The 26,374-nt window shown below is 59.9% G+C and carries 27 protein-coding genes and 1 tRNA gene; 14 read left to right on the forward strand and 14 right to left on the reverse strand.

Annotation, left to right across the window (positions count from 1 at the left end; genetic code table 11):
• The first annotated feature begins 60 nt into the window (after positions 1-60).
• Entirely contained in the window at positions 61-339 is a 279-nt protein-coding gene (locus NF78_RS31085; protein WP_156119725.1) for a hypothetical protein, read from the forward strand.
• A 38-nt stretch (positions 340-377) separates the two neighbouring features.
• Positions 378-695, forward strand: a complete 318-nt coding sequence (locus NF78_RS10655; RefSeq protein WP_035986178.1) for a DUF3067 family protein — start codon at positions 378-380, stop codon at positions 693-695.
• 89 nt (positions 696-784) lie between these two features.
• Here NF78_RS10655 and NF78_RS10660 read toward each other — a convergent pair whose 3' ends face one another.
• The gene (locus tag NF78_RS10660; RefSeq protein WP_035986180.1) at positions 785-1,174 is read right to left on the reverse strand and encodes a VOC family protein; all 390 of its coding nucleotides are present in this window, start codon (positions 1,172-1,174) and stop codon (positions 785-787) included.
• Between the two features lie 210 nt (positions 1,175-1,384).
• Between NF78_RS10660 and NF78_RS10665 the strand changes: the two genes are divergently transcribed.
• Positions 1,385-2,380, forward strand: a complete 996-nt coding sequence (locus NF78_RS10665; RefSeq protein ID WP_035989371.1) for a ribose-phosphate pyrophosphokinase — start codon at positions 1,385-1,387, stop codon at positions 2,378-2,380.
• Between the two features lie 93 nt (positions 2,381-2,473).
• Here NF78_RS10665 and NF78_RS10670 read toward each other — a convergent pair whose 3' ends face one another.
• Both NF78_RS10670 and NF78_RS10675 read right to left on the reverse strand, forming a co-directional pair.
• Positions 2,474-2,926, reverse strand: coding sequence for a DUF3531 family protein (locus tag NF78_RS10670; RefSeq protein WP_035986182.1), 453 nt, complete (start codon positions 2,924-2,926; stop codon positions 2,474-2,476).
• Between the two features lie 59 nt (positions 2,927-2,985).
• Positions 2,986-3,918 carry a Sll0314/Alr1548 family TPR repeat-containing protein gene (locus NF78_RS10675; protein WP_072016044.1) on the reverse strand — a complete coding sequence of 311 codons (933 nt, stop codon included), beginning with the start codon at positions 3,916-3,918 and terminating at the stop codon, positions 2,986-2,988.
• A gap of 409 nt (positions 3,919-4,327) precedes the next feature.
• On the opposite strand from NF78_RS10675, the gene NF78_RS10680 reads away from it, so the two are divergent.
• The gene (locus NF78_RS10680; RefSeq protein WP_035986185.1) at positions 4,328-4,984 is read left to right on the forward strand and encodes an ABC transporter ATP-binding protein; all 657 of its coding nucleotides are present in this window, start codon (positions 4,328-4,330) and stop codon (positions 4,982-4,984) included.
• Between the two features lie 8 nt (positions 4,985-4,992).
• A complete protein-coding gene (rsmG, locus tag NF78_RS10685; protein WP_035986187.1) occupies positions 4,993-5,730 on the forward strand; it encodes a 16S rRNA (guanine(527)-N(7))-methyltransferase RsmG in 738 nt (245 codons plus the stop codon).
• Positions 5,731-5,915: 185 nt separating this feature from the next.
• Here rsmG and hisIE read toward each other — a convergent pair whose 3' ends face one another.
• Positions 5,916-6,566, reverse strand: coding sequence for a bifunctional phosphoribosyl-AMP cyclohydrolase/phosphoribosyl-ATP diphosphatase HisIE (gene hisIE, locus NF78_RS10690; protein ID WP_035986189.1), 651 nt, complete (start codon positions 6,564-6,566; stop codon positions 5,916-5,918).
• A 343-nt stretch (positions 6,567-6,909) separates the two neighbouring features.
• Here hisIE and NF78_RS10695 point away from each other — a divergent pair, with 343 nt between their 5' ends.
• The 4 genes from NF78_RS10695 (at position 6,910) to secG (ending at position 11,561) form a co-directional block, all read left to right on the forward strand.
• Positions 6,910-7,329 carry a hypothetical protein gene (locus NF78_RS10695; protein WP_035986191.1) on the forward strand — a complete coding sequence of 140 codons (420 nt, stop codon included), beginning with the start codon at positions 6,910-6,912 and terminating at the stop codon, positions 7,327-7,329.
• A 207-nt stretch (positions 7,330-7,536) separates the two neighbouring features.
• Positions 7,537-9,246: an ABC-F family ATP-binding cassette domain-containing protein gene (locus tag NF78_RS10700; protein ID WP_035986193.1), complete on the forward strand. Its 1,710-nt coding sequence runs from the start codon at positions 7,537-7,539 to the stop codon at positions 9,244-9,246.
• Between the two features lie 279 nt (positions 9,247-9,525).
• Positions 9,526-11,124 carry a 2,3-bisphosphoglycerate-independent phosphoglycerate mutase gene (gene gpmI / locus NF78_RS10705; protein ID WP_035986196.1) on the forward strand — a complete coding sequence of 533 codons (1,599 nt, stop codon included), beginning with the start codon at positions 9,526-9,528 and terminating at the stop codon, positions 11,122-11,124.
• Between the two features lie 182 nt (positions 11,125-11,306).
• Positions 11,307-11,561 carry a preprotein translocase subunit SecG gene (gene secG / locus NF78_RS10710; RefSeq protein ID WP_035986198.1) on the forward strand — a complete coding sequence of 85 codons (255 nt, stop codon included), beginning with the start codon at positions 11,307-11,309 and terminating at the stop codon, positions 11,559-11,561.
• Positions 11,562-11,676: 115 nt separating this feature from the next.
• Here secG and NF78_RS10715 read toward each other — a convergent pair whose 3' ends face one another.
• Both NF78_RS10715 and NF78_RS10720 read right to left on the reverse strand, forming a co-directional pair.
• Positions 11,677-12,378 carry a hypothetical protein gene (locus NF78_RS10715; protein WP_035989378.1) on the reverse strand — a complete coding sequence of 234 codons (702 nt, stop codon included), beginning with the start codon at positions 12,376-12,378 and terminating at the stop codon, positions 11,677-11,679.
• Positions 12,379-12,705: 327 nt separating this feature from the next.
• Positions 12,706-14,226 (reverse strand): DEAD/DEAH box helicase family protein, encoded by a 1,521-nt coding sequence (locus NF78_RS10720; RefSeq protein WP_035986200.1) that lies wholly within the window; start codon positions 14,224-14,226, stop codon positions 12,706-12,708.
• Between the two features lie 99 nt (positions 14,227-14,325).
• Between NF78_RS10720 and NF78_RS10725 the strand changes: the two genes are divergently transcribed.
• Positions 14,326-14,895, forward strand: coding sequence for a Uma2 family endonuclease (locus NF78_RS10725; protein WP_035986203.1), 570 nt, complete (start codon positions 14,326-14,328; stop codon positions 14,893-14,895).
• Between the two features lie 205 nt (positions 14,896-15,100).
• Here the strand turns inward: NF78_RS10725 and NF78_RS10730 are convergent, their stop codons facing one another.
• From NF78_RS10730 to NF78_RS10740, 3 genes are all read right to left on the reverse strand, one after another.
• On the reverse strand, positions 15,101-16,840 hold the full coding sequence (locus tag NF78_RS10730) for a potassium channel family protein (RefSeq protein ID WP_052050122.1): 1,740 nt from the start codon (positions 16,838-16,840) through the stop codon (positions 15,101-15,103).
• Between the two features lie 186 nt (positions 16,841-17,026).
• Entirely contained in the window at positions 17,027-17,242 is a 216-nt protein-coding gene (locus NF78_RS10735) for a hypothetical protein (protein ID WP_035986206.1), read from the reverse strand.
• 9 nt (positions 17,243-17,251) lie between these two features.
• Positions 17,252-18,328, reverse strand: coding sequence for a RuBisCO accumulation factor 1 (locus tag NF78_RS10740; RefSeq protein ID WP_035986208.1), 1,077 nt, complete (start codon positions 18,326-18,328; stop codon positions 17,252-17,254).
• A 222-nt stretch (positions 18,329-18,550) separates the two neighbouring features.
• Here NF78_RS10740 and NF78_RS10745 point away from each other — a divergent pair.
• Positions 18,551-18,623 (forward strand) — tRNA-Ala (locus tag NF78_RS10745).
• Between the two features lie 248 nt (positions 18,624-18,871).
• On the opposite strand, the gene NF78_RS10750 is transcribed toward NF78_RS10745, so the two are convergent.
• The 3 genes from NF78_RS10750 to NF78_RS10760 all read right to left on the reverse strand — a co-directional run bounded on the left by NF78_RS10750 (position 18,872) and on the right by NF78_RS10760 (position 21,227).
• Entirely contained in the window at positions 18,872-19,360 is a 489-nt protein-coding gene (locus NF78_RS10750; RefSeq protein WP_225885279.1) for a porin family protein, read from the reverse strand.
• 401 nt (positions 19,361-19,761) lie between these two features.
• Complete coding sequence (locus tag NF78_RS10755; RefSeq protein ID WP_052050124.1) at positions 19,762-20,478, reverse strand: DsbA family protein; 717 nt, start codon at positions 20,476-20,478, stop codon at positions 19,762-19,764.
• Positions 20,479-20,552: 74 nt separating this feature from the next.
• A complete protein-coding gene (locus NF78_RS10760) occupies positions 20,553-21,227 on the reverse strand; it encodes an RNA polymerase sigma factor (protein WP_035986214.1) in 675 nt (224 codons plus the stop codon).
• Positions 21,228-21,586: 359 nt separating this feature from the next.
• Between NF78_RS10760 and NF78_RS10765 the strand changes: the two genes are divergently transcribed.
• Entirely contained in the window at positions 21,587-22,138 is a 552-nt protein-coding gene (locus NF78_RS10765; protein ID WP_156119726.1) for a peptidoglycan-binding domain-containing protein, read from the forward strand.
• Between the two features lie 31 nt (positions 22,139-22,169).
• The gene (locus tag NF78_RS10770) at positions 22,170-22,664 is read left to right on the forward strand and encodes a multicopper oxidase domain-containing protein (protein WP_156119727.1); all 495 of its coding nucleotides are present in this window, start codon (positions 22,170-22,172) and stop codon (positions 22,662-22,664) included.
• Positions 22,665-22,855: 191 nt separating this feature from the next.
• Here NF78_RS10770 and NF78_RS10775 read toward each other — a convergent pair whose 3' ends face one another.
• Positions 22,856-23,659: a DUF4114 domain-containing protein gene (locus NF78_RS10775; RefSeq protein WP_035986218.1), complete on the reverse strand. Its 804-nt coding sequence runs from the start codon at positions 23,657-23,659 to the stop codon at positions 22,856-22,858.
• A gap of 445 nt (positions 23,660-24,104) precedes the next feature.
• Here NF78_RS10775 and NF78_RS10780 point away from each other — a divergent pair, with 445 nt between their 5' ends.
• Positions 24,105-25,049, forward strand: coding sequence for a LysR family transcriptional regulator (locus NF78_RS10780; RefSeq protein ID WP_035986221.1), 945 nt, complete (start codon positions 24,105-24,107; stop codon positions 25,047-25,049).
• Positions 25,050-25,216: 167 nt separating this feature from the next.
• Here NF78_RS10780 and thrC read toward each other — a convergent pair whose 3' ends face one another.
• Positions 25,217-26,323, reverse strand: coding sequence for a threonine synthase (gene thrC / locus NF78_RS10785; protein ID WP_052050647.1), 1,107 nt, complete (start codon positions 26,321-26,323; stop codon positions 25,217-25,219).
• Between the last annotated feature and the right edge of the window lie 51 nt (positions 26,324-26,374).

Genomic DNA, 26,374 nt, shown 5'->3' on the forward strand with positions numbered 1-26,374 from the left:
AACTGACCCCTGCCATCGCTAGACAAACCCTTAGCGGGGCACCAATTTGGAGCAGTCCCGATGTCGCTGACCACGCCTTTAGCTTTACCAATCGTATTATTGCACCTTGCTGTTCTCAGAAAATCTTGGCAGGGGATAAATTGGCCACTGCGATCGCGCTTTTCCGATCGCAAACCCCAGAAAGAGCGGGATCAAAGGGGGATTTCAGGGCACAAAACCGTCAATGAACCATTGTGGCGACAACTCAATCATTTTTTTGGCCAAATGTCGGTTTTTTTGCCTAATTTTGACCAGTGGGAGGACGGATCAACCGGGCTTGCCCTTCAGGACGTATCGTAAAGAAATGTATCAGGCGTAGCCAGGGAAGGGGTAAGGCGATGACAGGGGAAGAGTTGCAGGGGCTGCTGATCGAGAAGTGGGGCTACTCTTTTGATATTCAGTTTCGGCGTACCCAGGGCAAGATTTTTCTCCAGGTGATGTGGCGCTACCTGGAGCAGGTGTCGTTTCCACTCAGCGAGGAGGAGTATCTGGCCCACTTGAATCAGGTGCTGCTGTACCTGCACGAGTGGGGGCAGGTGGACTATGTGCAGCAGTGGATTGCTCAAACCCGCGATCGCCCCCGTCTGGGCAAAGCCGTCAGCATTCCCCTGCCCCTGGGGGAACGGGCGCTGGAGTGGCTGACGGACGAGTTTTAGCCCATTGCCCCCGTGGGAAAACTCCCTGTACACAGTCAAGTTGTTTCGGGTTGGACAGCCCAGTCAAACTGCTGCTAGCAAACTGGGGGTCAGCGCTCGTATAGCTCGATGGGAAGCTGGTCAGGGTCTTGGAAAAATACAAACCGCCGTCCGGTAAAAGGATCCAGCCGAATGGCTTCGGTTGCTACCCCCTGCCCGTGGAGATGCTGAATCGCTGCTTCGAGATTCGTGACCTCCAGGGCCAGATGTCGTAGGCCCTGGGCCTCCGGGCGGGAAGGCCGGGGCGGTGGACAGGGAAAGGAAAACAGCTCAATCTGAGTACCGTCCGCCAGGCTCAGGTCGAGTTTGTAGGACTGACGCTCGGCCCGGTAGGTTTCGCGGATGACCTCGAACCCCAGCACCTGGGTGTAGAAACGCTTTGAGCGGGGGTAGTCACCACAGATAATGGCGATGTGGTGAATGCCGTGGAACAATGACATAGCCAGTAAAGGAAATTTGCAGTCTCAACCTACAGTCAGTAACTGCTGGAGCAAGAGCCGTCCCGGGCTGAGAACGCTGAACGCCCGAGGATACTGAGGCTGCGAGTGATAACCACCGCCGCGATCGCGCATTTTTAAGGATAAATGCTCAAAAGCTTTTTGAGTTGGGATGCTAGGATTTCCTAGGTGAACATGCTCAGAGGGCCTGATGTGATCCGTTCTGCCACTTTGCCAACGCAAACTCCGTCGCTGCCGCACTTCGGAGAGAACAACCGCCTCAAACTTTTTTCCGGTTCAGCCAACGTTGATTTGGCCCGCGAAGTGGCTCGCTACCTGGGGTTGGACCTCGGCCCAATGGTGCGCAAGCGCTTTGCCGATGGCGAACTCTACATTCAGATTCAGGAGTCGATTCGTGGTTGCGACGTCTATCTAATTCAGCCGACCTGTCAGCCAGTGAACGATCACCTGATGGAACTGCTGATCATGATTGACGCCTGCAGGCGCGCCTCGGCTCGGCAGATTACGGCTGTGATCCCGTACTACGGCTACGCTCGGGCCGATCGCAAGACCGCCGGGCGCGAGTCAATTACCGCCAAGCTGGTGGCCAACCTGATAACCAAGGCCGGAGCCAGTCGGGTGCTGGCTATCGATCTACACTCGGCCCAAATTCAGGGCTACTTCGATATTCCCTGCGACCATGTCTACGGCACTCCGGTGCTGATCGACTATATCGCCAGCAAAAACCTCGAGGACCTGGTGGTCGTCTCTCCAGATGTGGGCGGTGTGGCCCGAGCCCGAGCCTTTGCTAAGAAGCTGAACGATGCGCCCCTAGCCATTATTGACAAACGCCGTCAGGCCCACAACGTGGCCGAGGTGATGAACGTGGTGGGCGATGTGCATGGCAAAACAGCCGTGCTGGTGGACGACATGATCGATACCGCTGGCACCATTTGCGAAGGGGCTCGCCTGCTGAAGCAGGAGGGGGCTCGCCAGGTCTACGCCTGCGCCACCCACCCGGTGTTTTCGCCCCCGGCGGTGGAGCGACTTTCGGCGGGGCTATTCGAGGAAGTGATTGTCACTAACACCATTCCCATGACGGCAGCCCGTCAGTTTAAGCAGCTCACCGTGCTGTCGATGGCCAACCTGCTGGGCGAAGCAATCTGGCGTATTCACGAGGAAAGCTCGGTCAGCAGCATGTTCCGCTAGGAGCTGGCCAAGATCGACTGCTCTGCCCCGACTGTGTCTGGGGTTCAGGTGAAGGGGGAGAATGCTGGGCATCCTCCCCCTTCGCGGTTGGGCTCAAGCGTCTTCGTCTAGAAACTCAGGCTGACCGCTGCCTGGGATCGGCCAGTCGGGGTTTTCGCCGCCGACGTAGCAGGTTTCGATCGCCACGTATTCGCGGCTGAACTGCTCCAGAGTGTTGATCAAAACGTCGAGGGCCAGGGCATCGCTGGTGCCTAGGTCGAGCCAGCAGCGGGCCCAGAGCCCCTGGTATTCGACTTCGCCGATGTTGTGCATCACCGAGAGCATACTGCCGGTCAGCTGATCCTGGTCGTAGGGCAGGTAGTTGATGTCCAGACCAGTGTCCTGGACCTGGAGATTTTCGGCATTGAAGCCGCCCAGCTTGCCCAGGAAAAACCACGACGAAAAAACTTCGTCGATGTACTGCTGCTCCATTGTGGAGGGCACGGTTTCAAACTTCAGCCAAATCCAGAGGTTAAAGAAGTCGCACTCGCGAAATTCCACCTGCATAACAAAGCCCTACGCTGCACTACTCAGCATAGGGCTTAATTAAGCTGAACTCGCGATCGCTAGCCTTCGTTAATGCGCGATCGCTCGACGCACACGTCGCTGGCGACGCCCTCAGCCTGACAGGCTTCGAAGGCGATTTGCCGCGCCGTCGAAGCGGGCAGCTGGTCGGCGTAGGTCAGCGCCGAGCGGTAGAAGGGCAGGCTGGCAGCGTACTGCTGCTGCAGGAACAAAATCTGGGCTTTCAGGTAGAGCAGGTCGGGGTTCTCGGGAGCCGCCGCCAGGGCTTTGTCGACCTCGGCCAGGGCTTCGCTGTAGCGGCCCATGTCGCGCATGCCGATGGCAATCCCCCGATGGGTGAGAAAGTCGGGGTGGCCATTTTGCAGACGAGCGATCGCCTGGTCGGGGTTGGCAAAGGGCAGGTTGACCGCCAGCAGCAGGTCCATAAAGCCCTTCAGCAGGCTGAGTTCGGGATCGCTGGGGTTGATCTGCTCGGCGGCCTCCAGCTCACGAAAGACCCGCTGGAGCAGGCGCAGGGCCGTCGGGGTGCCCCGAGCGATACCCTGGGTTTGCAGCGTGTGGGCTCCTTCCATAAAGATGCCCACGGCTGTGTAGAGGTGTCCCCGCAGGGGATCGGTCGCCTTGAGCGCCGTGGCGGTCTGCTGAGTGCGCTGGGCCTGCTGGGCCAGCTGGGTCAGGTCTCTATTCAGGTAGCCCAGGGCGGCCGCAATGGCATAGTTCATGGGCTCGTGGGGTTCTGCGGCGATCGCCTGCCCCACCAGCGCCTCAGCCGCGGTGTAGTTGCCTTCAAAAAACAGCGCGTTGAAGACGGCTTCGGTCTTCTCGCCGATGTTGTGAGGATTGGTGGTGCGAAACGGATCCCCAGCTTGGGCTGCGGGAGCCAAGGCCAAAAAAGCGACGGTGAGCGTACCGGCCGATAGCGCTTTCAGGCGCGTCCCTAGACGCAGGGAGGCAAGGCGAGCGTGAAGAACCATAATCAATTTTCCGTTACGACCTGAACAGGTGGAACCAAACGTTGGATCTGGAGGGGAGGAGATGATTGAGTGGCAGTGGTGCTATTCAATGGCCCCATTGTGGCGAATTTGCCCCGGGTTTGCGGCAGTAATGTTACAGAAGCTACACTGGCCTAGGGCTTATCCTCCAGGTCTAGCCAGAGCGCTTCTCCCATCAGCGTTGCCACGCCTGGCTCAGCAACCAGGCCAGGGGCTGAAACCGTCAATACGTGTGCCAGGCACTACTGATTGACGACACCCCTGCCCCCAGTGACAACCCCTCAGTATCCACCGGGAGCAGCTCTGTAGGGCACACTGGAGAGGGGATCAACTCCGTTGAGCAATCTTCCCTAGCTTAGCTGTGTCGTCTGCTGTTTTCCTGTCGGCTAAAATGCTTTACCTTCGCCAGCTCACCTACCATCCGCCGGCCAGTCCGAGAGCTATTTTAAGCAACATTTCCCTGGAGCTGGCTCCCCAGCAGCTGGGGCTAATCTACGGGCCGAGCGGATCGGGCAAGAGCACTCTGCTAGAAATTATGGCGGGGTTTGCCCAGCCCACGCTGGGAGCTATTCAGTGGCGACAGCAGGATTTAGATGCCGAATCCCTGAGGCAGCTGGCGGGACTGGTGTTTCAGTTCCCAGAGCGCCACTTCTGTGGCCATACGCTGCTGGAAGAACTGCGCCTCGGCCATCCGGACCTGGCCCGTGAGCAGGTCGATCAAGCGCTGGAGGCAGTGGGGCTGGAGCATTTGTCCCTGAAAACCTCGCCCCAGGATTTGAGCGGGGGGCAGCAGCGGCGCCTGGCCCTGGCGGTACAGCTGATTCGCAAACCCTACTTGCTGCTGCTAGACGAACCGACCGCTGGGCTGGACTGGTCGATGCGGCAGCAAATTCTGGGCTTGCTGAAGCAGCTCAAGCAGCACTGGACGCTGCTGGTGGTGTCCCACGATGCCGACGAACTGGCGGAGCTGGCCGATCGCTGCTGGCAGCTCGACCACGGCCGGGTAACGGCGGTTTCCCAGCCCTCTGTGACTGTCACCTCAGGCTAGGTAGCGCTATGGATCGACTCCCGATGCACGGCGATCGCTGGCAGAGCAGCCTGCACTGGCAACCAACGGATGCTCAGCAGCAGGACTTTCAGCAGCTCTACGCAGAAATCCTGGCCGTCAACCAGCAGGTCAACCTGACCCGAATTACAACCTCCGAAGACTTTTGGGAAAAGCACCTGTGGGACTCCCTCCAGGGCGTCGCCCCCTGGCTCAGCGATTCCCAACCGGAGGTGGCGGGGCTGAGGGTGGTAGATATTGGTACCGGTGGCGGCTTTCCAGGCCTGCCGGTGGCGATCGTCTTCCCCCACTGGACGATCGCTCTGATGGACGCCACCCGCAAGAAAATTACCGCGATCGAGCTTGTCTGCCAGAATTTGGGGATCGCCAACGTCAGCTTTTTACCCCAGCGGGCGGAGCAGGTCGCCCACCAGCCCACCCACCGCGAAACCTACGACCTGGCCCTGCTGCGGGCGGTTGGCCCCGTCAACACCTGTGCCGAGTACGCGCTACCTCTGCTGCGTTTGGGCGGCCAGGCGGTGCTCTACCGGGGACAGTGGACGGCGGACGAGGAGGCCGGCCTGGCGGCTATCCTGCCGCGCCTGGGCGGCAAACTCCGGTCGGTGCGATCGCAAACCACCCCCCTGACCCAGGGCATTCGCCACAACGTGGTGCTCACCAAAGTCGATCGCACCCCCGATAAGTTTCCTCGGCGGCCGGGGATTCCGGCGAAGACACCGCTGGTTTAGGTGGGAGAGTGGCGGGTGGATAAGTGGGAGAGTGGGCGGGTGGGAGAGTGGATGAGTGGGCGAGTGGGAGAGTGGATGAGTGGGAGAGTAGATCGCTGACCAGAGCAAGTTCAATTCTGGATGCCCCATTCACCTACCTACCCACCTACCCATCCACCCGCCTACCCGCCTACCCATCCACCCACCTACCGCCGCCGCTCCTGCAGCTTCCGGTACACATCCTTAATATCGACCCCATGATGGGCCAGGGCAACCAGGGTGTGGTAGATCAAGTCGGCGGCTTCTCCGGCGATCGCCTCAGCGTCGTCATCCTTACAGGCCATCACCACTTCGGCGGCTTCTTCGCCAATTTTTTTGAGGATTTTGTTGTCGCCGCCCGCCAGCAGCTTGGCGGTGTAGGAGTCGGGGGTGGGGTGGTCGCGGCGATCGCAGATCACCCCAAACACCTGGGACAGGGTGTCGGCGGGGGGAGCGACTTTGTGGTCGTCCACCTGGTGAAAGCAGCTGCGTTCGCCCGTGTGGCAAGCAATGTCACCCAACTGCTCAACGGTGACTAGCAGGGCATCGCTGTCGCAGTCGTAGCGGATGGCCTTGACGCGCTGGGTGTGGCCCGAAGTCGCTCCCTTGTGCCAGAATTCCTGGCGCGATCGACTCCAGAACCAGGTTTCGCCGCTGGCCAGGGTTTTTTGCAGCGACTCGGCGTTCATCCAGGCCATCATCAGCACGGTGCCGTCGAGGTAGTCCTGCACGATCGCAGGCACCAGCCCCTGGTCGTTGTAGCGAATGCGATCGACGGGCACCGCGGCGGCAAAGGGCGAGGACGGAGAGGTAACCATGGAACTGGGCTGATAAACGTTCTCTCCCACTCTATTACTTTGCCGCCATTACTTTGCCGCCACCGGGTAGCCCCGACAGCTCATTCCACAGAAGGTGACTCCGTTTTAGCCAAGCCAAGGCTGGGTGCCGGGGCGGGGGCGAGGGAACGCCTCTCATAAACGGCCAACCAAAGGGAAAGTGAGGATTTAGCCAACTTCGCCCCTACTTTTCCCCCAACAAAAGTTAACATGGTAGTTAACAAACCTTCAGCTAAGTCCAGTCTGGCCATCTGCCCTGCTCAGGGCGCTTTGCCCGTGGGCTTGGCTCATTCGACCCAACTATTTATCGACGCAGGAGAGGTTCATGACTGGATTTATTCGCGGGCTGTTTGGCGGCAAGGCTAAGAACCCCGGCGAGGCCGATCGTCCTGTGAGGCAGAAACCCGCACCGCAGCAACCCACCATCAAGCAGGTTGGCGGCGCTTACTTTCTGAGCGAGGACGACGCCAAAAGCTACGGCAACATTGAGTTCATGCGCTCGGCTAAAACCGTACGGCGCACCTACGCCAAAAAGCGGGGCGAAACCGGAGAGAAGGAAAGCATTCGCCAGATCTCTTCCCTAGAGGCCAAACGCCTGCAGGAGCAGGGCGCCCCGGTGCAAAAGCTCTCTCCCTCCGAGGTGTCCAGTCAGCCCACCGTCAAAAAGGACGCCACTGCCGATCGCCGCAAGGTCGATACCAACCTCGATATGTTCCGCAAGATGGCCAAGGACATCAAGAAGTAGGCGACCCTCCCCTGTTGGGTATCACCCAGCTACGGCATCTACGAGCCAATGAATGTGTCTGGACGCGGCTGAGCTGCGTCCTTTTTTATGGCCAGGAAATATTCTCTCGACAATGAATTAATCAGATGGTGCAGAAGTAGACAACCCGGGGCCATTTTTCGTTACCTTTGGTAAAGATTCGTTTACTCCCCGCCTTTGGAGCCGCCCATGCTGCGTTTAGAGCACATCAGCAAGATCTATCCCACGGGGGAAGTCCTTAAGGATGTGAACTGGGAGGTGAAGCCAGGCGATCGCATTGGCCTGGTGGGCGTCAACGGCGCGGGCAAGTCGACCCAGCTCAAAATCATCACCGGCAAGATCGAGCCCACTACGGGCACCATCATTCGCCCCGCTGACCTCAAGATTGCCTACCTGTCCCAGGAGTTTGAGGTGGACCCCAACCACACTGTGCGCGACGAGTTTTGGACAGTATTTAAAGAGGCCAACGAGGTGCAGTCCAAGCTGCACCATATTCCCATCCTGATGGAGACCGCCGATCCCGACCAGCTAGAAAAACTCATCCACGAGCTGGATAAACTCCAGCGTCGGTTCGAGGCCCTGGGCGGCTATGGGTTGGAATCGCAGATTGAGAAAATTTTGCCGGAAATGGGCTTTGAGGCAGCTGACGGCGATCGCTACGTCAGCGAGTTTAGCGGCGGCTGGCAGATGCGCATGGGCCTGGGCAAAATTTTGCTGCAAGCCCCCGACGTGCTGCTGCTCGACGAGCCCACCAACCACCTCGACCTCGACACGATTGAGTGGCTGGAGGGCTACCTCAAAAAGCTCACCACCCCCATGGTGATCGTCTCCCACGACCGCGAGTTTCTCGATCGCCTCTGCACGCAAATTGTGGAAACCGAGCGCGGCGTCTCCACCACCTACCTGGGCAACTACAGCGCCTACCTGAGCCAAAAAGAAGAGAACCTGGCTGCCCAGCTCAGTACCTATGAGCGCCAGCAAAAGGAAATTGCCAAGCAGCAGGCCTTTGTCGATCGCTTTCGGGCCAGCGCCACCCGCAGCACCCAGGCCAAGAGCCGCGAAAAGCAACTCGACAAGGTGGAGCGCATTGAGGCTCCCACCGGCAGCGTTCGCACCCTGCACTTTCGCTTTCCCCCTGCCCCCCGCAGCGGCCGCGAGGTGGTGACCATTGAGGACCTCACCCACAGCTACGATGAGAAGATTTTGTTTCTGGGGGCCGACCTGCTGATTGAGCGGGGCGATCGGATCGCCTTTTTGGGCCACAACGGCTCGGGCAAATCAACCCTGCTGCGGCTGATCTCAGGCCTTGAAACCCCCACCGACGGCAAGGTCGAGCTGGGCCACCACAACGTGATCCCCAGCTACTTTGAGCAAAACCAGGCCGAAGCCCTCGACCTGGAGAAAACTGTCATCGACACTATCCACGACGAAGTGCCCGACTGGACCAACGAAGAAGTCCGCACCCTTTTGGGGCGGTTTTTGTTCACGGGCGATATGGCTTTTAAGCAGGTCAAGGCCCTCAGCGGCGGCGAAAAAGCCCGTCTGGCCCTGGCCAAAATGCTGCTGCGCCCCGCCAACCTGATGATGCTCGATGAGCCCACCAACCACCTCGACATTCCCGCCAAAGAAATGCTGGAAGAAGCGCTCCAGCACTACGACGGCACCGTGCTGCTGGTCTCCCACGACCGCTACTTTATCTCCCGGGTCGCCACCAAAATTGTCGAGATCCGCGACGGTGAACTGCGGCTCTACCGGGGTGATTATCACTACTACCTTGACAAGGTGGCCGAAGAAGCCGAAGCTGAAAAACAGGCGGCTCTAGCGGCTGAGAAAAAAGCCAAAGCCGAGGCCAAGCGCCAACAGCAGCAGGCCAAGCGTAAGGCCAGCGCTACAAAATGATGCGTTTGTAGAGTAATATGCCTTTTATAAAAAATCTCCCTTAAGTTAATCTCTTTGCTCACCTACCAGTGAGAGTCTGGGTTTCGATGGCAACAGCCAAGCCCTCAGGCGAATCCAATCCCTTGCTGGTAGGAGTTTAAGCTATGCCTAAAGCTCAGTTTTTTGCTGGCGCATGCTTTGTATTTTCCATTTCACCTCTGCCCTGACTCAGAATCGGGGCCAAATTTTGAAATGGTATGATTGCTGAGACGTTAGTCCAAATCCCAAGGATTTTTACCCATGAGTCAAGCGTCAATCCCGCCGATGGTGTTAGTTATTCTCGACGGCTGGGGATATCGGGAAAATACCGACGGCAATGCTGTCGCTGCCGCAAAGACTCCGGTGATGGACAGCCTGTGGGCCGCCTATCCTCACACGTTAATTCGCACATCGGGTAAAGATGTGGGCCTCCCCGAGGGACAGATGGGCAACTCTGAGGTGGGCCATCTCAACATTGGGGCCGGGCGGATTGTGCCCCAGGAACTGGTTCGCATTTCGGACGCGGTGGAGGACGGTACGCTTCAGGAAAATGAAGCACTGCTGGAGGTGTGTCAGGCGGTCCGCTACCGCAACAGCAAACTGCATCTGATTGGTCTTTGTTCGGAGGGCGGCGTGCACTCCCACCTGTCCCACCTGTTTGGGCTGCTGGAGATGGCTAAGGCCCAGGACATTGACGAAGTCTGCATTCATGTGATCACCGATGGCCGCGACACCAAGCCCACCGAGGGCAAGGTTGCGGTGCAAACCATTCAGGACTACGTCGATGGGCTGGGGCTGGGCAGGCTGGTGACTCTCAGCGGTCGCTACTACGCCATGGATCGCGACAACCGCTGGGATCGGATTGAAAAAGCCTACCGGGTGATGACTGATCCCGGCGAGGGCAGCGGCCAAACCGCCCTGGAGGCACTGCTGGCCTCCTACGACCAGGAGATTAACGACGAGTTTGTGGAGCCCGTGCGGCTGGCCCCAGGGGCGATCGCCCCTGAGGATGGCGTGATCTTCTTCAACTTTCGCCCCGATCGGGCCCGACAGCTAACCCAGGCGCTGGTCGATCCCAACTTCAAGGGCTTCGAGCGGGAGCAGATTGCGCCGCTGAGTTTTGTCACCATGACCCAGTACGACCCGGAGATGCCGGTGAAGGTGGCCTTTGCGCCCCAGAACCTGAGCAATATTTTGGGGGAGGTGGTGGCCAACCACGGGCTCAAGCAGTTTCGCACCGCCGAGACCGAAAAGTACGCCCACGTCACCTACTTCTTCAACGGCGGACTGGAGGAGCCCCTGGCAGGGGAAGACCGCGAGTTGGTGTCCAGCCCCATGGTGGCCACCTACGACAAAGCGCCAGCGATGTCGGCGGCGGCGGTGACCAATACGGCGATCGCGGCGATTGAGAAAGGCATTTACTCCCTGGTTGTGATCAACTACGCCAACCCCGACATGGTGGGCCACACCGGCCAGATGGAAGCGACCGTGACCGCCCTCCAGGCGGTGGATCAGGAGCTGGGCCGCCTGATCGACGGCGTTGGCAAAGCGGGGGGCACAGCCATAATCATTGCTGACCACGGCAACGCCGAGCTGATGTGGGACGAGAACCACAAGCCCTGGACGGCCCACACCACCAACCCGGTACCCTTTATCCTGGTTGAGGGGGAAAAGCTCAAAGTGCCCGCCTACGGTGGCGAAGTCAACCTGCGGGAAGACGGGCGGCTGTCCGACATTGCGCCGACGATTCTGCAAATTCTGGGGCTGCCCCAGCCCCAGGAGATGACCGGGCGATCGATGTTTCTCCCCGCCGACGTGGAAATTCGCAACAACCGCACGCCGGTCAAGCTTTCCCGCTAGCGTTTGACTATCCAGAGTGGACCCGCGCGCGACCCTCCTGGGGCTAGGGGGGGTTTAGGGTATAGTAAAAGTTGGGCCAGGGCACCTCGGTGCTGGTTTTGTTGAGCGATCGCCCGCTAGTGTCTGCCCACCGCCCCACTCATTTTGAGCCAGTTAGTTAAGCCAGTTAGTTTAGGAACACGATGCTACTTACCACAATCTTGAAGGTCATCTGGATGGTTTCCGCCGTGGGCCTGACGGCAATGGTGCTGCTGCACAGCCCCAAAGGCGACGGGCTGGGCGGCCTAGGCGGACAGGCCCAGCTGTTCACCAGTACCAAAAGCGCCGAAACTACGCTCAATCGCGTCACCTGGACCTTGACGGTTCTGTTCATGGGGCTGACGGTGGTGCTCAGCGCCGGCTGGCTTGACGTTGCGGCCACCGCTCCGACCCCCTAGCCGCTCCGATCGGCTACCCATTACCCTCTGAGCCCCTGCTATGCATCAGCAAAGCCCCCAATTCGTTGAATTGGGGGCTTCGTTTTGGGGCTATTCCTGGCTGTAGTTGCAGAACCTACCAGTCGCCCGACATCACCGCCAGCGCCTGGCCGGTGGTGGTGACAATGCTGAGGGGTAAGCCCTGGCCCTGCTCGCGGCGGGGAAACTGCACCAGCTGCAGTCCGCTGTCCATCGGTTCGACGGTGGCCAGGTACTGATCGTCCTGCCACACCAGATCGACGAGGCGGTGGTGCAGCAGCCACATTTCCGCCAGGTCGCCCCGATTGATTTGCTCGGGTTGATCGGCGCTGTAGCAGTCCCAGGTGTTGTCCAGGGCGGTCCAAACCCCGGAGAGGTAGAGCGGATCGGTGCGGGCGCTGAGGCCGTAGGTAGTGAACGAAAACACGTTGTGGCTCCACCAGGTTTTAGCCATCTCTGCCAGGGGATCGCTCTGAAGGGCCATTCCGTACATGGGCATAGCCTCTAGCTGCTTCCGCTGGGTCAGGTCTGACGGGCGCTGCCAGTCGGGCAGGTTAACGCAAACATCTGACGCGATGGTTTCCAGATTCTGAGCCTGTAGCGCTTCGGGAAATGACGACCCTAGCTGGGTCAAATAAATAGCTAGGGCAGACTCGGCGGCGGCAGCACTCAGCTGACCGGCTCGGGTGGGGCCAGGGCTAAAGGAGCTAGCCAGGGTCGGCTGATTGGACACCATGAATAGCCCCGCAGAGCCAGCGCTGAGGGTGAAGAGCAGGGTCGTAGCAAACAGGTGATGCATGAAAAATACACAGGGCGGGGTGACCAAGGGGGACGGCGAGGGGCGATCGCCAGGGACGCAGCTGGGCTACAAAAAACGATGGATTGAGCCATCCAACCACCAACTGCATTGTTAAGGAATGACCAGTCAAAAGCCAGGGCGGAGACGAGCTGTGGGGGGAAGCCCGTCTTTCAATGTTTCCTCTGAACCTAGGCTTAAATCGTGAATTAGACGCCTGATCTTGGCTATGACGCTAGCGCCAACAACCATGTTCTGGCGAGAAATAGCCTACCACTAAGATAGCGGTTGCGGACATCTCTGAGCAGAAAAATTGCCACTTTTTTGGGATCAGTCCAACTGTCCCCAGGGACTATCCTCAGAGTCCGGTTGGCGTTCACCAGATAGAGCTTCGGCGGCCCTGGGCACGGGGGGCAGGGGATCGCCTGCATACACCGGCTTGACCGGAACCAGTTCCAGCTGACGGGGATGGTCGGAGGAGCGCTGTACCCCCTGACGGCGGCGGCTGGAGATGGCTTCCTCGGTGGTTTCTTCGGCCACCACTTCGTAAAGTACGGCCTGCTTTTGGCCGCTGCCCTTGCGCAGGATCCGCCCCAGCCGCTGCACGTACTCGCGAATTGAACCACTGCCCGAGAGCAAAATGGCCACCCTCGCGTCGGGCACGTCCACCCCTTCGTTGAGCACGTGGCTGACCACCAGGGTGGGGTACTCGCCGCTGCGAAAAGCCTGGAGAATGGCGTGGCGCTCTTTGACCGGCGTCTGGTGGGTGATGGCGGGGATCAAAAACGTCTCGGAAATTTGGTAGACGGTGGCATTGTCGTTGGTGAAAACGATGGTGCGATCGGGATAGTGCTGGGCCAGCAGGTCGGCCAGCACTCGCAGCTTGCCATCGGTACCCAGGGCGATCGCCCGCGCCTCCCGATGGGCCAGCATCGCCCGTCGCCCGTCCGCCGACTGGGCGCTGGCCCGCACAAACCGCTGCCACCCCTGGGCCGAGCTGAGCCAGATATTCGCCTCCTGCAAGAAGCGGTTGCGCTGGGCGATCAGCTGGGTATAGCGCGATCGCTCCTGGGCCGAGAGCTTGACCTTAATTGGCACAATCTGAAACGGGGCCAGGGCATCCCCCGACAGATCCGCCGCCGATTTCGCGTAAACCACTGGCCCCAGCAGGTGGGTGAGGTCGTCGTGGCGACCGTCGGCACGATCGGGGGTGGCGGTCAGCCCCAGCCGGTAGGGCGCGATCGAGTATTCGGCAATTACCCGGTTGAAGTCGCTGGGCAGGTGGTGGCACTCGTCACAGATCAGCAGCGCGTACTGGTTGCCCAAACTCTCGGCGTGGATAGCGGCGCTGTCGTAGGTGGCAACCAAAATCGGCGTCCGATCCTTTGATCCCCCGCCCAGCAGCCCCACCTCCACATCGGGGAAGGCCGCAGTCAGGTGAGCATACCACTGGTGCATGAGATCCAAAGTGGGCACCGTGATCAGCGTCGAGCGCGGCGTAGTCTGCATGGCCAGCTGGGCCAGGTAGGTCTTGCCGCTGGCAGTCGGCAGCACCACCACGCCGCGCCAGCGCTGGCCAATCCAGGCCTGGAGCGCTTCCTGCTGGTGCGGGTAGGGTTCCAGACTGAGCTGGGGCTCGAGATCGAGCGGAGCAAAGGTTTGGGCCTGATCGTTGAAGGTCACCTGCTCGGCCCGCAGGGTTTCAACCAGATCCCGGTACTGCTGGGCGGGAATGCGGAATTTTTCAATCCGGTCGTCCCATTGGGCAAAGTCAACCCAGCTTTTGCCTCGCGGCGGCGGGTGGAGGATGAGCGTGCCGCGATCGTAGGTTAGCGTTGGCGTGCGCCCCATAGTGGTTCATGGTTACTGGGGGTATTGTAGCGAGCGGCCAACTCGAAAGATTCCAGAAGGCTACAATTTAGGCGTTAACGGTTAGTGAGGGCCGTCGCCATGACTGTCGCCTTACCTCAACGGTTGACCCTGGAGCAGTTCCTAACGCTGCCCTACATCGAAGAGTCACCCGCCTGGGAGTTTGTGCAGGGAGAGGTCAGCCAAAAACCAATGCCTGGTGGCAAGCACAGTCGAATTCAGTCGCGATTGGCAGGCGTTATTAATGGCGCGGTCGATTCGCCCTACGAAGCGCTGAGCGAACTGCGCTGTACTGTTGGCGGACGCTCCATGGTGCCAGACATCGCGGTGCTGGAGCGAAGCCAAATTCCGGTCGATCAAAATGGCGAGATTGTGAGTACTGGCGTCAATATTTCCCCAACCTGGATCATTGAAATTCTCTCCCCGCAGCAGAGCCAGATGAAGGTAACTCGCAAAATTTTGCACAGCCTTCGCCACGGGGGTCAGCTGGGCTGGCTGATTGACCCTGAGGAACGGGTTGTACTGGTCTACCGTCCCGACCGCCTGCCTGAGGAGTGGCCTGAAAATTCCGAATTGCCAGTTCTACCAGGGCTGTCGCTATCGCTGACTGTAGAACAACTCTTTAGCTGGCTCCAAGTTAACCGCCGCTAAGGCGTGTCATCAATCGTGGCCAAAAGCTCGGTTATATCAAGCTTTGCCACGCCCGACCCAAACGACAGGCTAGGGGCTGTAGCCTTTAACTTTTGGGCATTTAGCCGCTAATTGATGACAGCCCCTAGTGTCAACAAAACTAATTTGCTAAGTCAGGGGCGATGGTCAAAGACCGGCCCTTGAGGGCGATCGCACGTACCACACTTTACCCTGTCATTTCCTCTGCCACGGGTGTAGGGGTGTACTGCAGGCAGTCGAGCCGGTTGGCGGGCATGGTGAGGTAGAGCACGTCGCCATCGGCCAGGGTGACGTCCAGCAAGTCGTAGCCGTGCAGGGTGCGGTGGGCCGACTCAATGTACAGCGGCACCAGGTGGGCAGTTTGGGCCACGGTCTGGATGGGTTGGTTGTAGAAAGGATGGTGGGGCGTGATCAGCGTCGCGATCGCCACCCACAGCAGATCCCCGGCCATGCCGTTGCCGAGAATGCGGCCCCCCAGGGCGGCGGCGGCGAACGTGGGGGCGGCCAGGTCCATGGGGCTGAGCACCTGGTCAAACTCAAACACCTGCTGCACCTGCCGGGCAAACTCGGCATCGTAGATTCGCACCACGGCGGGCACCTGGGGGCTAATGCTGCGGGCGGTAAGGGCAATTTCTAAATTGACGGTGTCGTCGCTGGTGACCACTAGCAGGGCCTGGGCCGAGGCCAGGTTGACGGTTTCCAGGGTGGAGGTCAGGTTGGCATCGGCGATGATGACCGGAATTTTGAGCGCCTTGACCGCGGGCAAAAAGCGATTGCCCACATCCTGCTCGATCACCGCTACCTTGTACCCGGTTTGGTGCAGGTGAAGGGCAATCCGGTAGCCCACGCCCCCCAGCCCGCAGACAATGTAGTGATGCTGGCGGGGCATGCGGGCTACGCTCCACAGGCTCTGGAAGTGGGATCCCAGAATAAAGTCGTTCAGCAGCGCATAGCAGATGCCGATCACCCCCGCTCCCACCAGCATCATCACGGCGGTGAACACTTTGATCGCCGAGGAGGCGTTTTCGGCCACCTGTTCCTGGCCACCAGCACCGGTGATCATGCCCACCGAGAAGTAGAGGGCATCCACCCAGCTGGTGTTGAGGTTGTGCCAGAGGTAGGTAAAGGTGGCCAGGCCAATGGTGATCAGCAGCGCCAGAATCACCAGTAGGGTGGCCCGGGCGCGGCGTCGACCGTGGTCCAGGGTGACCAGTAGCCGCTGCCAAAACTGGGCCACGTGGCGAGACTTGAGCAGGGGCTGCTGGGGCTGGGTAGCTATCACCAGGCGATCGCCCGCCTGCAATACCTCCCCCGTTACCACCGCCGTTACCAGGTCGATCGGTCGGCGGGCCGAATGGTAGTGAATCAACAGCTGCGATCGATTGTTCCACAAGGCTTTGAGGGGTTTGCCATACCAGGGATGGGCGGCGTCGATCACCTCCTCGTACATGGGCCAGGTCTGCTCAAACAGACGTAGCTGACCGATCGCCCGGTTGCCCCGCGCCGCAAAGGCAAACAGCGGAGCCGCCAGCGCCGCCGAGCTGAGGCTTACATGGTGAGGCAGGGTGTGATCCAGGCGCTCCCCCAGGCCAATGTTGAACAGCCGATTGATGATGCGAATGTTGGGGTTGAGGATGCGCGCTTGGGTCAGGATGGCCAGGTTGAGAGCGTCATCAGAGGTGGCCAGCACCAGGGTGTGGGCCTGGTGAATGCCCGCATGGGTGAGCGTAGTGGGCGATCGCAGCTCCCCCACCACAATCTCGCCGCCCACCTCTGGCATCGGATGGTAGCTCACCCCCACCACCCGGGCCCCCTGCTGCCGCAGCAGGCCAAAAATCCGCAACCCCGTGCGACCCAGGCCGCAGACAATGATGTGGGGACGCTGGGATGAGGGCAGTTCCCGAGGCGTTAAGGATGTCACGGCCATAGCCAGCCAACACAGATACTATGTTCTGTTGTCGAGGCTGGAGACTGAAGCCGCTGTAGTCTGAGGCACGTTGTCGTAAAAGTTTGAGCAATGGGAAAATGAATTCAAAGTTCAGAATTGAGAATTCAAAATTTTGCATTTTGAACTTGAATTTTTTCCTCGGCATCCCCTCATCCCCCCATCTCCTCATCCCTCCCCCGGTGGCTCCCCAATCTCCTCACTCTTACCCCGCACTGGCGGCAGCTTCTCCACCAGCCCCATCTCAAAGGCAGAGTCGGGCAGCTCGCCCGCCAGGTATTTTCCCGGTTCAAACACACGACCGGGGGTGAGGCACATCTGCCGCAGTTCCACCACTTCTTCGCTCAGAAACATGGTGCGAGATAAACGTCGTTCCAGGCCCATAGCGGTCTCCTATTCGTCTAGCTGCCAGAGTTCACGGTTGTAGTTTTCGTCGAGAATGCGTTTGGGCCGCAGAATCAGGATGATTTTGCCCAAAATGGGGGTTTCGATCGGGCTGGGCGACCAGACCAGGGTGAGCTGATCGGCTTCGGCGGTGAGAAAGTAGCCGTCGTCGTCCCAGGTGCGATCGCTGCGATCGACCACCACCAGCACCGTCTCATCGGCAGCCTCAGCAGGATAGTTGGGTAGCAATCGCGATTGAGCCAGCAGCCCCACCGGGTCTTCGGCCCGAAAGATCACCTGCCAGCCGGGCACCGCAATCCAGGCGCTGGCCCCGCTGGCGCTGACCATGCTGAAGGGCCCCTCGGGCACCACCACCGGCACCGCCTTCAGGTCTTCCACCGTCAGGGGCATCTGCCCAACCACGGGGATCACGCGCGGTAGCTCGGTTTCAGTCTCCAGCCGGTAGAGGGGCAGCCGGGGGGCAGGGCGGCTTTTGACCACAGTAAAGTCGGTCAGCAGCTTTTCGAGCTGCTGGCGGGCGGTGGGACTGTCGGCAAAGCGCAGCCCCTGGGCAATCAGCCGAGAGCGGTCCTGCAGGTCGTCTTTTTGGCGAGCCAGCTTCCAGAAGTGGTAGGCGATCGCATCCCCCGGCCGATCGCCAAAGCCCGGCGGGTTCTCCTTGCGGTAGGAATATTCTTTAACGGGCTTGACCAGGTCGCGCACCGCCTCGGAGTCAAGCCCATGCTGTAGAGCGAAGTCGGCCATGGCGGCGCGATCGCCCTGGGAGAGCAGCCGCAGTTCGTAGAGCGAATCGCTGCCCTGCCGGGTAAAGTGGGCCTGGGTGGCCTCTTTCACTCCGGCCTTGAGCGCCGACTGGTAGACCTGCTCGGCCACCACAATTTGGTTTTGCTGGATGGGCTCAAAGCCCGTTTCCTCAAAAATTTTCTGGGGGGTGAGGCCCGCCTTTTGCAGCGCCTGGCAGCCCTGGGCCCAATCAACCCAGGTGCCTTCCTTGCGCCGCAGCCGCAGCAGGATGTCCTGTACGGCAGCGGCATCGGGGGGAGACGAAGAACCGGGGAAAACCATTGCGATCGCCACGTCAATGCTACATTCTCCCTGACTCTATCGCGGATAGCTGCCCTTCACCGCTACCGTGAGACAAAACTTGGGCCAAAACGTGAGACAAAATCGGGGCCGAAAATCGGGCTAAAACTGGAGCCAAAAATAGGGGTTGACGATGGTACCCCCCTTGCGTCACTATTGTTGATGCGCTCAACGCCGCCGTTGACGCGCTTAAATGAATCCCTCGGGGCTATAGCTCAGCTGGTAGAGCACTTGCATGGCATGCAAGGGGTCAGCGGTTCGAATCCGCTTAGCTCCATAAGTCATATAGCGATGGCCATTGCGCTTAGGACATTGGCCTCCTCTAAAGGCAAAAACTGGGGCAGCGCAATGGCGTATAGCCATTAGTTTTAGGGGCATTGGTCATGTCCTAACGGTTCTGGCGATGGCTATAAACATGGCTATAAACAAAGAGTCATAGACAAACCATAGAAAAGGGCTCGGTGGTTAAACCACTGAGCCCTTGTTTACAGGTTCAGAACGGTCGATTTACGGAGGGTCTAGGGACTAGAAGGTGTAGCCCAGACCGATGGTGCCGTTGACGCGGCTGTTGCCGTGCAGCGACCAGTTGACGCCACCGTTGGCCACAATACGGTCGGTGATGCGGTAATCAACGCCACCGGTGACCAGCGGGCCGACGGTGGTCGAGCCTTCGGTAGCCACCGACAGGCCAGCGCCCACGTAGGGTAGCAGACGACCGTTGTTGGTCACGGGGTTGAAGTCGTAGGTGACGGGCAGCAGGAAGGAGGTTTCACCATTGCCGCTGAAGTTGAGGTCGGTGATCACACCGGGGCGCAGCGAGATGTTGTCAGCCACGGTGAACTTGCTGTTGACCGACAGGCCCACGTCGCTAGTGCCCACGTTGCCGATGCCGACGCCAGCGCCGACGTAGTTGTAGTCCGTGGGAGCCTGCTGAGCGTTAGCGGCCATGGGCAGGGCAACCATAGAAGCAGCGGTAAGACCCAGGGCGATCGCAGCGATAGAACGGGTTTTCATAGTCATTCTCCAAATGCAAACTGTGTGTTGTTGTGGTTGAGGCCCACCCAAACCGGCCAATGCGATTTAGAGTCGGTGCCATTCGGTCGGGACGGGTATGGCGGTGAAGCAGTTGTCTTCGCTTTCGCCATGACACTGTTGTAGCGCTGGGGCCCAGGTACCCTTGAGCGGGGCCATGACACTTTGTGTAGTGGGTGATACTCACCTACCAACCCAAAAAACGCGGCAAGTTTTCCAAACCCTTACCTGGCAAGGGCTAACGAGCTTAGGGTGGGGGCAAAAGGGCGATCGCTATTTCCCAGCCAGCGACGGAATTGACCCACGTTTGCAGGCAGGCTGCCAACTGGCACAGCCAACTGGCATATTGCAGGCGGTTCCCGGATTCGCCGTTGGGAATGAACCTACTGACCCTGGCCTTGAATCAGGCTATTGATCTGGCTAAAGATTTCCTCAAACAGCTGGGGTGGTGCCCCGCCTGAAATCAGCAGGTCGTTCATGATAAACGAGGGAGTGCCCTGGAGCCGGAGCTGCTCGGCCAGGTCCAGGTCCTGCTGAATAGCGGCCTCGGCTTCGGCGCTGGCGCGATCGCGGTTAAACTGCTCCACATCCAGGCCCATGGCCTCGGCCAACTCCACATAGAGTTCCTCGCCCAGGCGGGCCTGGTTGGCAAACAGGCCGTCGTGGTACAGCCAAAACTGGCCCTGCTGCTGTGCTGCCCAGGCCGCCTTGGCCGAGGGCATGGCCTCAGGGTGAATTTGCGTCAGCGGAAAATGCTTATAGACATAGAGCAGGTCATCTTCGTGGTTGCCCACGAAGGATTTCATGTTGCCCGCCGCGACCACACAGTAGGGACACTGAAAGTCTGAAAACTTAAACAGCACAATCGGGGCGTTGGGGTTCCCTCGGGTCGGCGAATCCCCCAGCAGGCTGGCCCGATCCATAGACCCAATCACCTGAGTAACGATGGTCTGGTGGGCCTCGGGACTCTCCGGGGGACCGGCCTGGTTGCGCCGGGGCACCAGGAGCAGCAGCGGAATCAGCATGCCGACCACCAGGGCACCCACAATGCCCCACAGGACAAGTTTGGAATTGCGCAGCCGGGTCAACAGATTGTCCATGGCCAAAGGCTCCCTGTGCTAATGCCACCCCCATCATGCCGTTCCGGGGGGCGCCTGGCCAGGGGCCAGGCGCTTTACTGCCGCCGTTCAGGCAGGGGGGAGGGCAGCCTGAACAGCGCCATCTCCTGATCGATGCGCTGCCAGAAGATGTCTCGCAGCCGACGCTTGGCCCGCGAGGCCCGCTGGCGCAGGGCAGCTTCGGTGGCAGCGGGCTGACCGTCGGCCACCAGCCACTGGCTGATCCTGGCCCACGACCAGTCGCGCACGGTGCGCAGGTAGAGCAAACAAGTGGCTTCAGGGTCTTCCTGGTTGAGCAAGTCCAGGGCCTGGTAGAGCAGATCCAGTTCCTCCACAAAAACCTGCTGCTGCATCAGGGTGAGGCGGGGATCGGGCAGGACGGCCTCCATCACTTGGGGATCGGTGGCGCTCTCCCGGTGCTTACGCTTGCGTTCGTAGATCACATTGAAGGCCGTGGCCTTGAGCCAGGCATGGGGATTGCGGATGACCTCGCCAGCCTGGAGCTTTTTTTTGCCCCGCAGGTAGGCCTCGTGGAGAATTTCGTAGGCTTCGTACTGAGTTTCCAGGTGGTACTGCTTGAGGGTTCTTTGAATAGCGCTCAGAATCGGGTAGGCGTGGGGGTTGTCTCTGCCCAGAATTTCACTCAGCGCTTGATCGAAGACGTCTGGGGCTGGAGCATCGGCGGGCGGGCGGAACTCATTCAAACCACTGGCGTCGGCAGATTGGCTCATATTCCCTGGGGCGTTAGGTGAGGCATCACTCACTTAACAAGTGATATAAGCTGCTCCAATGTGACATATCCAAATTGCGGCCACGACAGCAAATTCCAAAGAAACGTAACGCGCCCCTGTCACAACTCCAGGGGTCGGGGCACTAATACACTAGCGTGGCGATCGCCAGGCCCCTGTGCCCCGTTAAACCCTGAGGCCCGTGGGCTGGGCGCTGGGCTGCGGCGCTGGGCATCGCGGCGGATATGCCATGGGCGCTCAGTTTGGCTGTGCTTTGGCCAGGCTACGGGTTCGAGGGAGATCGGTGCAACCCTGATTCGAGACTGATTTGAAGCTGTTCTCTACTACGGCACGCGAGGAGTATGAACACAGAACACGCAACGGCACCCCAAGACAAGCTTCACCATCCGTCGATGGCGACGGCGGCCAGTTGCCCCGGTCCCACAAACCCCGCCCTGCTGGCGGTCGAAGGCGAGGTTCCCCTCGATGGTCTCAGGCTGGCGTTGCAACAGTACCGCTCTACCCTGGTTCACTACTGCACCCTGGCCCTCCAGCCCGACCTCAGTGCCGACGATGAAACCCGTTTGGGCCGCATTCTGGCCCAGGCAGTCGATGACCCCCTGCTCAGTTTTTGGCTCGATGAGGCCGACAGTTGGGTGGCCAAACATCTGGACCTACTCCCCGAGGAAACCCTCCAGCAACAGCAGGGTAAGCTGCGGCGGATCCTTGGCCAAACCTGGGTCGATACCCTCTGGCAGGATTTGCAGCATCGCACCAAGGCCCTGCAGGCCTATCTCAAACGGGTGGGGGTCTACAGCGGTGCGATCGATGGCGTGATGGGGCCAACTACCCAGCACGCGATAGAATCCCTCAAGACGGCGTACCCCGACGACTGGCCGCTGGGGTACCTGTAGGCACTGGCACAGCGGTAGGGATACAATCGCCATGAAGCAGTTAGCGGTAAAGGCTAAGACCTGTCTAGAACAGGCTATTTTACTCGTTCTTGGGGTCAGTTTGGCGATCGGGCTTGGGCTTACCCTACACCCCCCGATCGCGATCGCCGCCCCCACGTCTTCTACCGGGCCCACGCCCCTCACGATTCACCTGGGCACCACCGACGGCAGCCTGCGGTTTGAGCCCGACCACATCCAGTTTGTGGCCGGCCAGCGCTACAGGCTGGTGCTCGACAACCCCAGCCCCGAGAAGCACTACTTTACCGCCAAGGACTTTGCCGATGGCATCTGGTCGCAGAAGGTACAGGCCGCAGGCGTGGAGGTCAAAGGTGCCATCCACGAGCTAGAACTCAAGCCCGGGGCGATCGCCGAGTGGGTGTTTGTGCCCGAGCGCCCGGGCGTCTACGAGCTGCACTGCGCGATCGCAGGCCATGCCGAAGCCGGCATGGTGGGGCAGCTAGAAATCGTAGCGAACCAGGGGTTGTAATACCAAACGTCCATACCGCTGGCGTGGCTTGGACGTTGGCATCCTCCTGGAACCTTGGGCCAGCAGCAGCTAGTTGACGACAGCGGGTCAAAAAAAAGGAGGTGAGTAATCTCACCTCCCATGGACCATTAGGATGCATTTAAGTCTGTTGGAGCGCCAGGGAACCAGCGCTACCACTATTGGGCCACTTACTAGGCAGAGAGCTTGCGGCGGCGCAGGGTCGTAAACCCACCGACGCCCAGGACGACCATGCCCAGCAGGGCCGAAGGTTCGGGAACATCTGCGGCCGGAGGCGCTCCGTGCTGAATACCGCGCACCGCAAAGATGACGTCGTTGTAGTCGCGATCGCCGCCGCCAACAATATCTTCAAAGCCCAGAATGATCCAATCCTTGTGCTGGAAGGCCACCACGTGCTGAAGCCCAAAGGGGTTTGCGGCCGCATTGGTGCCCAGCATGGTGGTGCCGCCATTCTTCCCGTTGGACTTGATCATGAAGTCGAGCTGGGTGGGGCCGACGAACCCGCCCAGGCTCACCCCCTGGCCCAGCACCAGCGGGCCATCCTTTTCGCTCAGCTTGCTGAAGGGGGAGGAGACGTCCTCAAAGATCATCCCGCCGCCGGTCTGGTTGCCATTGAGGTCTTTAGCGGTGAAGAATAGCTGGTTGCGGTAGCCAGCGCCCTCATTGATGAAGTAAACCTCAACCGGGTCAACGCCGTTCCAGAACAGCTTACTGGTGTCGAGCTGGTACTGGGACAGAAAGCTCTGGGACAGGGCATTGGCTTCGTTGTTGATTAGCTTTTTGAGCTCTTCCAGGGTGGCCGAGGGCTCCAGCAAATTGAGGGACTTGAGGTTGTCAAACCCAAGCTCGGTGGAAAACTGCTCGGGACTGAGACTGGCTGCGGGCAGCTGGGCGTGGGCGGGGGCAGTAGCCACAATGCTAACGGACATGGCAGCGGCGGCCAGTCCGGCTTCTAAGAGGTGACGGTTAAAAAACATCTCCTGATACCTGAGTAAATATTAGTGTGGTTACATAGAACACCCACCGCTATGGGAGGGTCGAATAGAGCAGCCTGGAGCCGATGGGACATCCCCTTGGATATTGAGCGGGGCCTACCATCCTCCAGACGTTCTTTAGACAAGGGCTAAAGTTGATCTGACATAGGTCCAATTTACTCGACCGGCCGTGGACCAGCCTGAGTAAATGCCCCCATCGCCTCCTCCAAAAATCAGTAATTCAAGCGACGTCTAAGTAAAAAATACTGCTAATTATACGGATCTAACCCTGGTGTTGGAGCAACTGTTCTGCCTGGTTCTCCCAAAGGAGCCCGGTAAGCCAGAGGCAATACCCGGGCGTCTGGCGGGCAATTTAAAGAAAATCGCTTTCCCCAGCGATGCTTCAAAGGTTAGTGTCTAGCTTATCTAGATCGATGAGGACGGCGCAATGGCTAAAGCTGACCCCCACCGCCTCAAGCTCTCCCAGCTTCGAGCCCTGGTGGCCATTGTCGACCAGGGCTCGTTTAGCGATGCTGCGCTGCACCTGGACCTGTCCCAGTCCGCCGTCAGCCATGCCATTGCCACCCTGGAGGACGAACTGGGGGTGTTGCTGCTGCACCGGGGCCGACAGGGGGCGGTGCTGACTCCAGTGGGCGAGCAGATTACCGAAGATGCGCGGCAGGTGCTGCGATCGCTCGATAGCCTGTGCCACAAAGCCGAAGAGGCGAAGGGCCTCCAGGCTGGGGAAGTGCGCATTGCCGCCTTTCGCAGCGTGGCTACCCACATCCTGCCCGAGGTGATTCGCCAATTTCGGCAGCAGTACCCCGGCGTAACCATCGCGATTGACGAAAAATCCCACTACGAAATGGTGGAAAACGACCTGCGCCAGGGGCGCGCCGACGTTGGCTTTACCTACCTGCCCAGCCGCGAGGAGTTCGACCAGTGGGAACTGCTGCGCGATCGCTACATCATGCTGCTGCCCCCCAGCCCCCAGCCCCCGGCCCAGCCGCTTGAGTGGGCCGATCTGGCCGCCTACCCGCTGATCTTGACCCCGGCAGACGACGGCGATCGCCAGCACCTCGACCGCCTGCTGCACCGCTGCGGCCAGCAGCTCCACCCCGACTATGTCGTGCGCGAAGATTCGACCATTCTCAGCATGGTGGAACGGGGGTTGGGGGCTACCATCATGGCGGCCCTGGCGGCGGAGCCAATTCCGCCCGGTTTGCGGGTGGCTGAACTGCCCCAGCCCCTGGAGCGGGTGATTGGGGTAATTGTGCTGCGCGAGGCCCTGCTACCGCCCCCGGTCTATGCGTTTTTAGAACGCCTCAAAACCGTTTGGCTCCAGTCAGAGACCCGACGCACAGCGGAATCTTTAGCCGTAGAAGGACGTTAGCGGGGTGCAGGACGCCGGGCATGGCCATCGCTATAAAATGCCCCAGCGGTCAGCCGGGGCAGAAAGTCGTTGTTGTTTTGGAGAAACGCGGTTCACAGTCTCCAGCTATACCTACAGAGACGCCAGCACCAATTACGGACGATTGATGATAGGGAGAATAACCTTGCCTAAAACCCCATAGCTTTTGCCAGGGTCGTCGGGTCGGGGTTGAGGCCACCCTTGACCTGGTTATTGCTGTGGGCGATCGCGGTGTCAGGGTCCTTCAAGCCATTGCCGGTGAGCACACAGACAATATTGATCCCAGCGGGCACCTGATCTTTGACCTTGAGCAGGCCCGCCACCGATGCGGCGCTGGCGGGTTCACAGAAGACTCCCTCCAGGGCCAGCAGGCGATAGGCATTGAGAATTTCTTCGTCGGTGACGGCGTTAAACTGGCCCTGGCTGGCATCGCGGACGGCCTCGGCCTTGGTCCAGCTGGCGGGGTTGCCAATCCGAATGGCCGTCGCCAGCGTTTGCGGATCGCGCACCACGTGACCGCTGACCAGGGGAGCAGCCCCAGCGGCCTGAAACCCCATCATGCGGGGCAGACGGCTGCACTTGCCCTGCTGGTGGTACTCACAGAAGCCCATCCAGTAGGCGGTAATGTTGCCCGCGTTGCCCACCGGAATGCACAACCAGTCAGGGGCGTCACCTAGGGCGTCGACCACCTCAAAGGCTCCGGTTTTTTGCCCCTCCAGGCGGTAGGGGTTGACGGAGTTGACCAGGGTGATGGGGTAGTCCTTGGCCAGCTCGCGCACCATGGCCAGGGCGTCGTCAAAGTTGCCGTTGATGGCCAGCACCTCGGCCCCGTACAGCAGCGCCTGGGCCAGCTTGCCCAGGGCGACATAGCCGTCGGGGATCAGCACAAAGGCCCGCATACCGCCCCGGCGAGCGTAGGCGGCGGCGGCGGCGGAGGTGTTGCCGGTACTGGCGCAGATGACGGCTTCGGCTCCGGCTTCTTTAGCTTTGGAAATGGCCATGGTCATGCCACGGTCTTTGAAGCTGCCGGTGGGGTTGAGCCCGTCGTACTTGACCCAGACCCTGACGTCTTTGCCGATGTGCTCCGCCAGGGCAGGCATGGGAATCAGAGGGGTATTGCCTTCGCACAGGGTAACCACCGGAGTCTGATCGCTCACGGGCAGGTAGGCCCGGTACGCTTCGATCAGCCCTGGCCAGGGCTGGAGCCCGGTGCTCGGTGGCCGAGAGGCGGGGGTGACGGCGGTGGCAGACGGTATGCTTAGGGTCACGATAGGTCGAGAGTATTAATAGTTAAGGGATTGAGCGAC

The organism is Leptolyngbya sp. KIOST-1, assembly GCF_000763385.1.
Lineage (GTDB): Bacteria > Cyanobacteriota > Cyanobacteriia > Phormidesmidales > Phormidesmidaceae > Nodosilinea.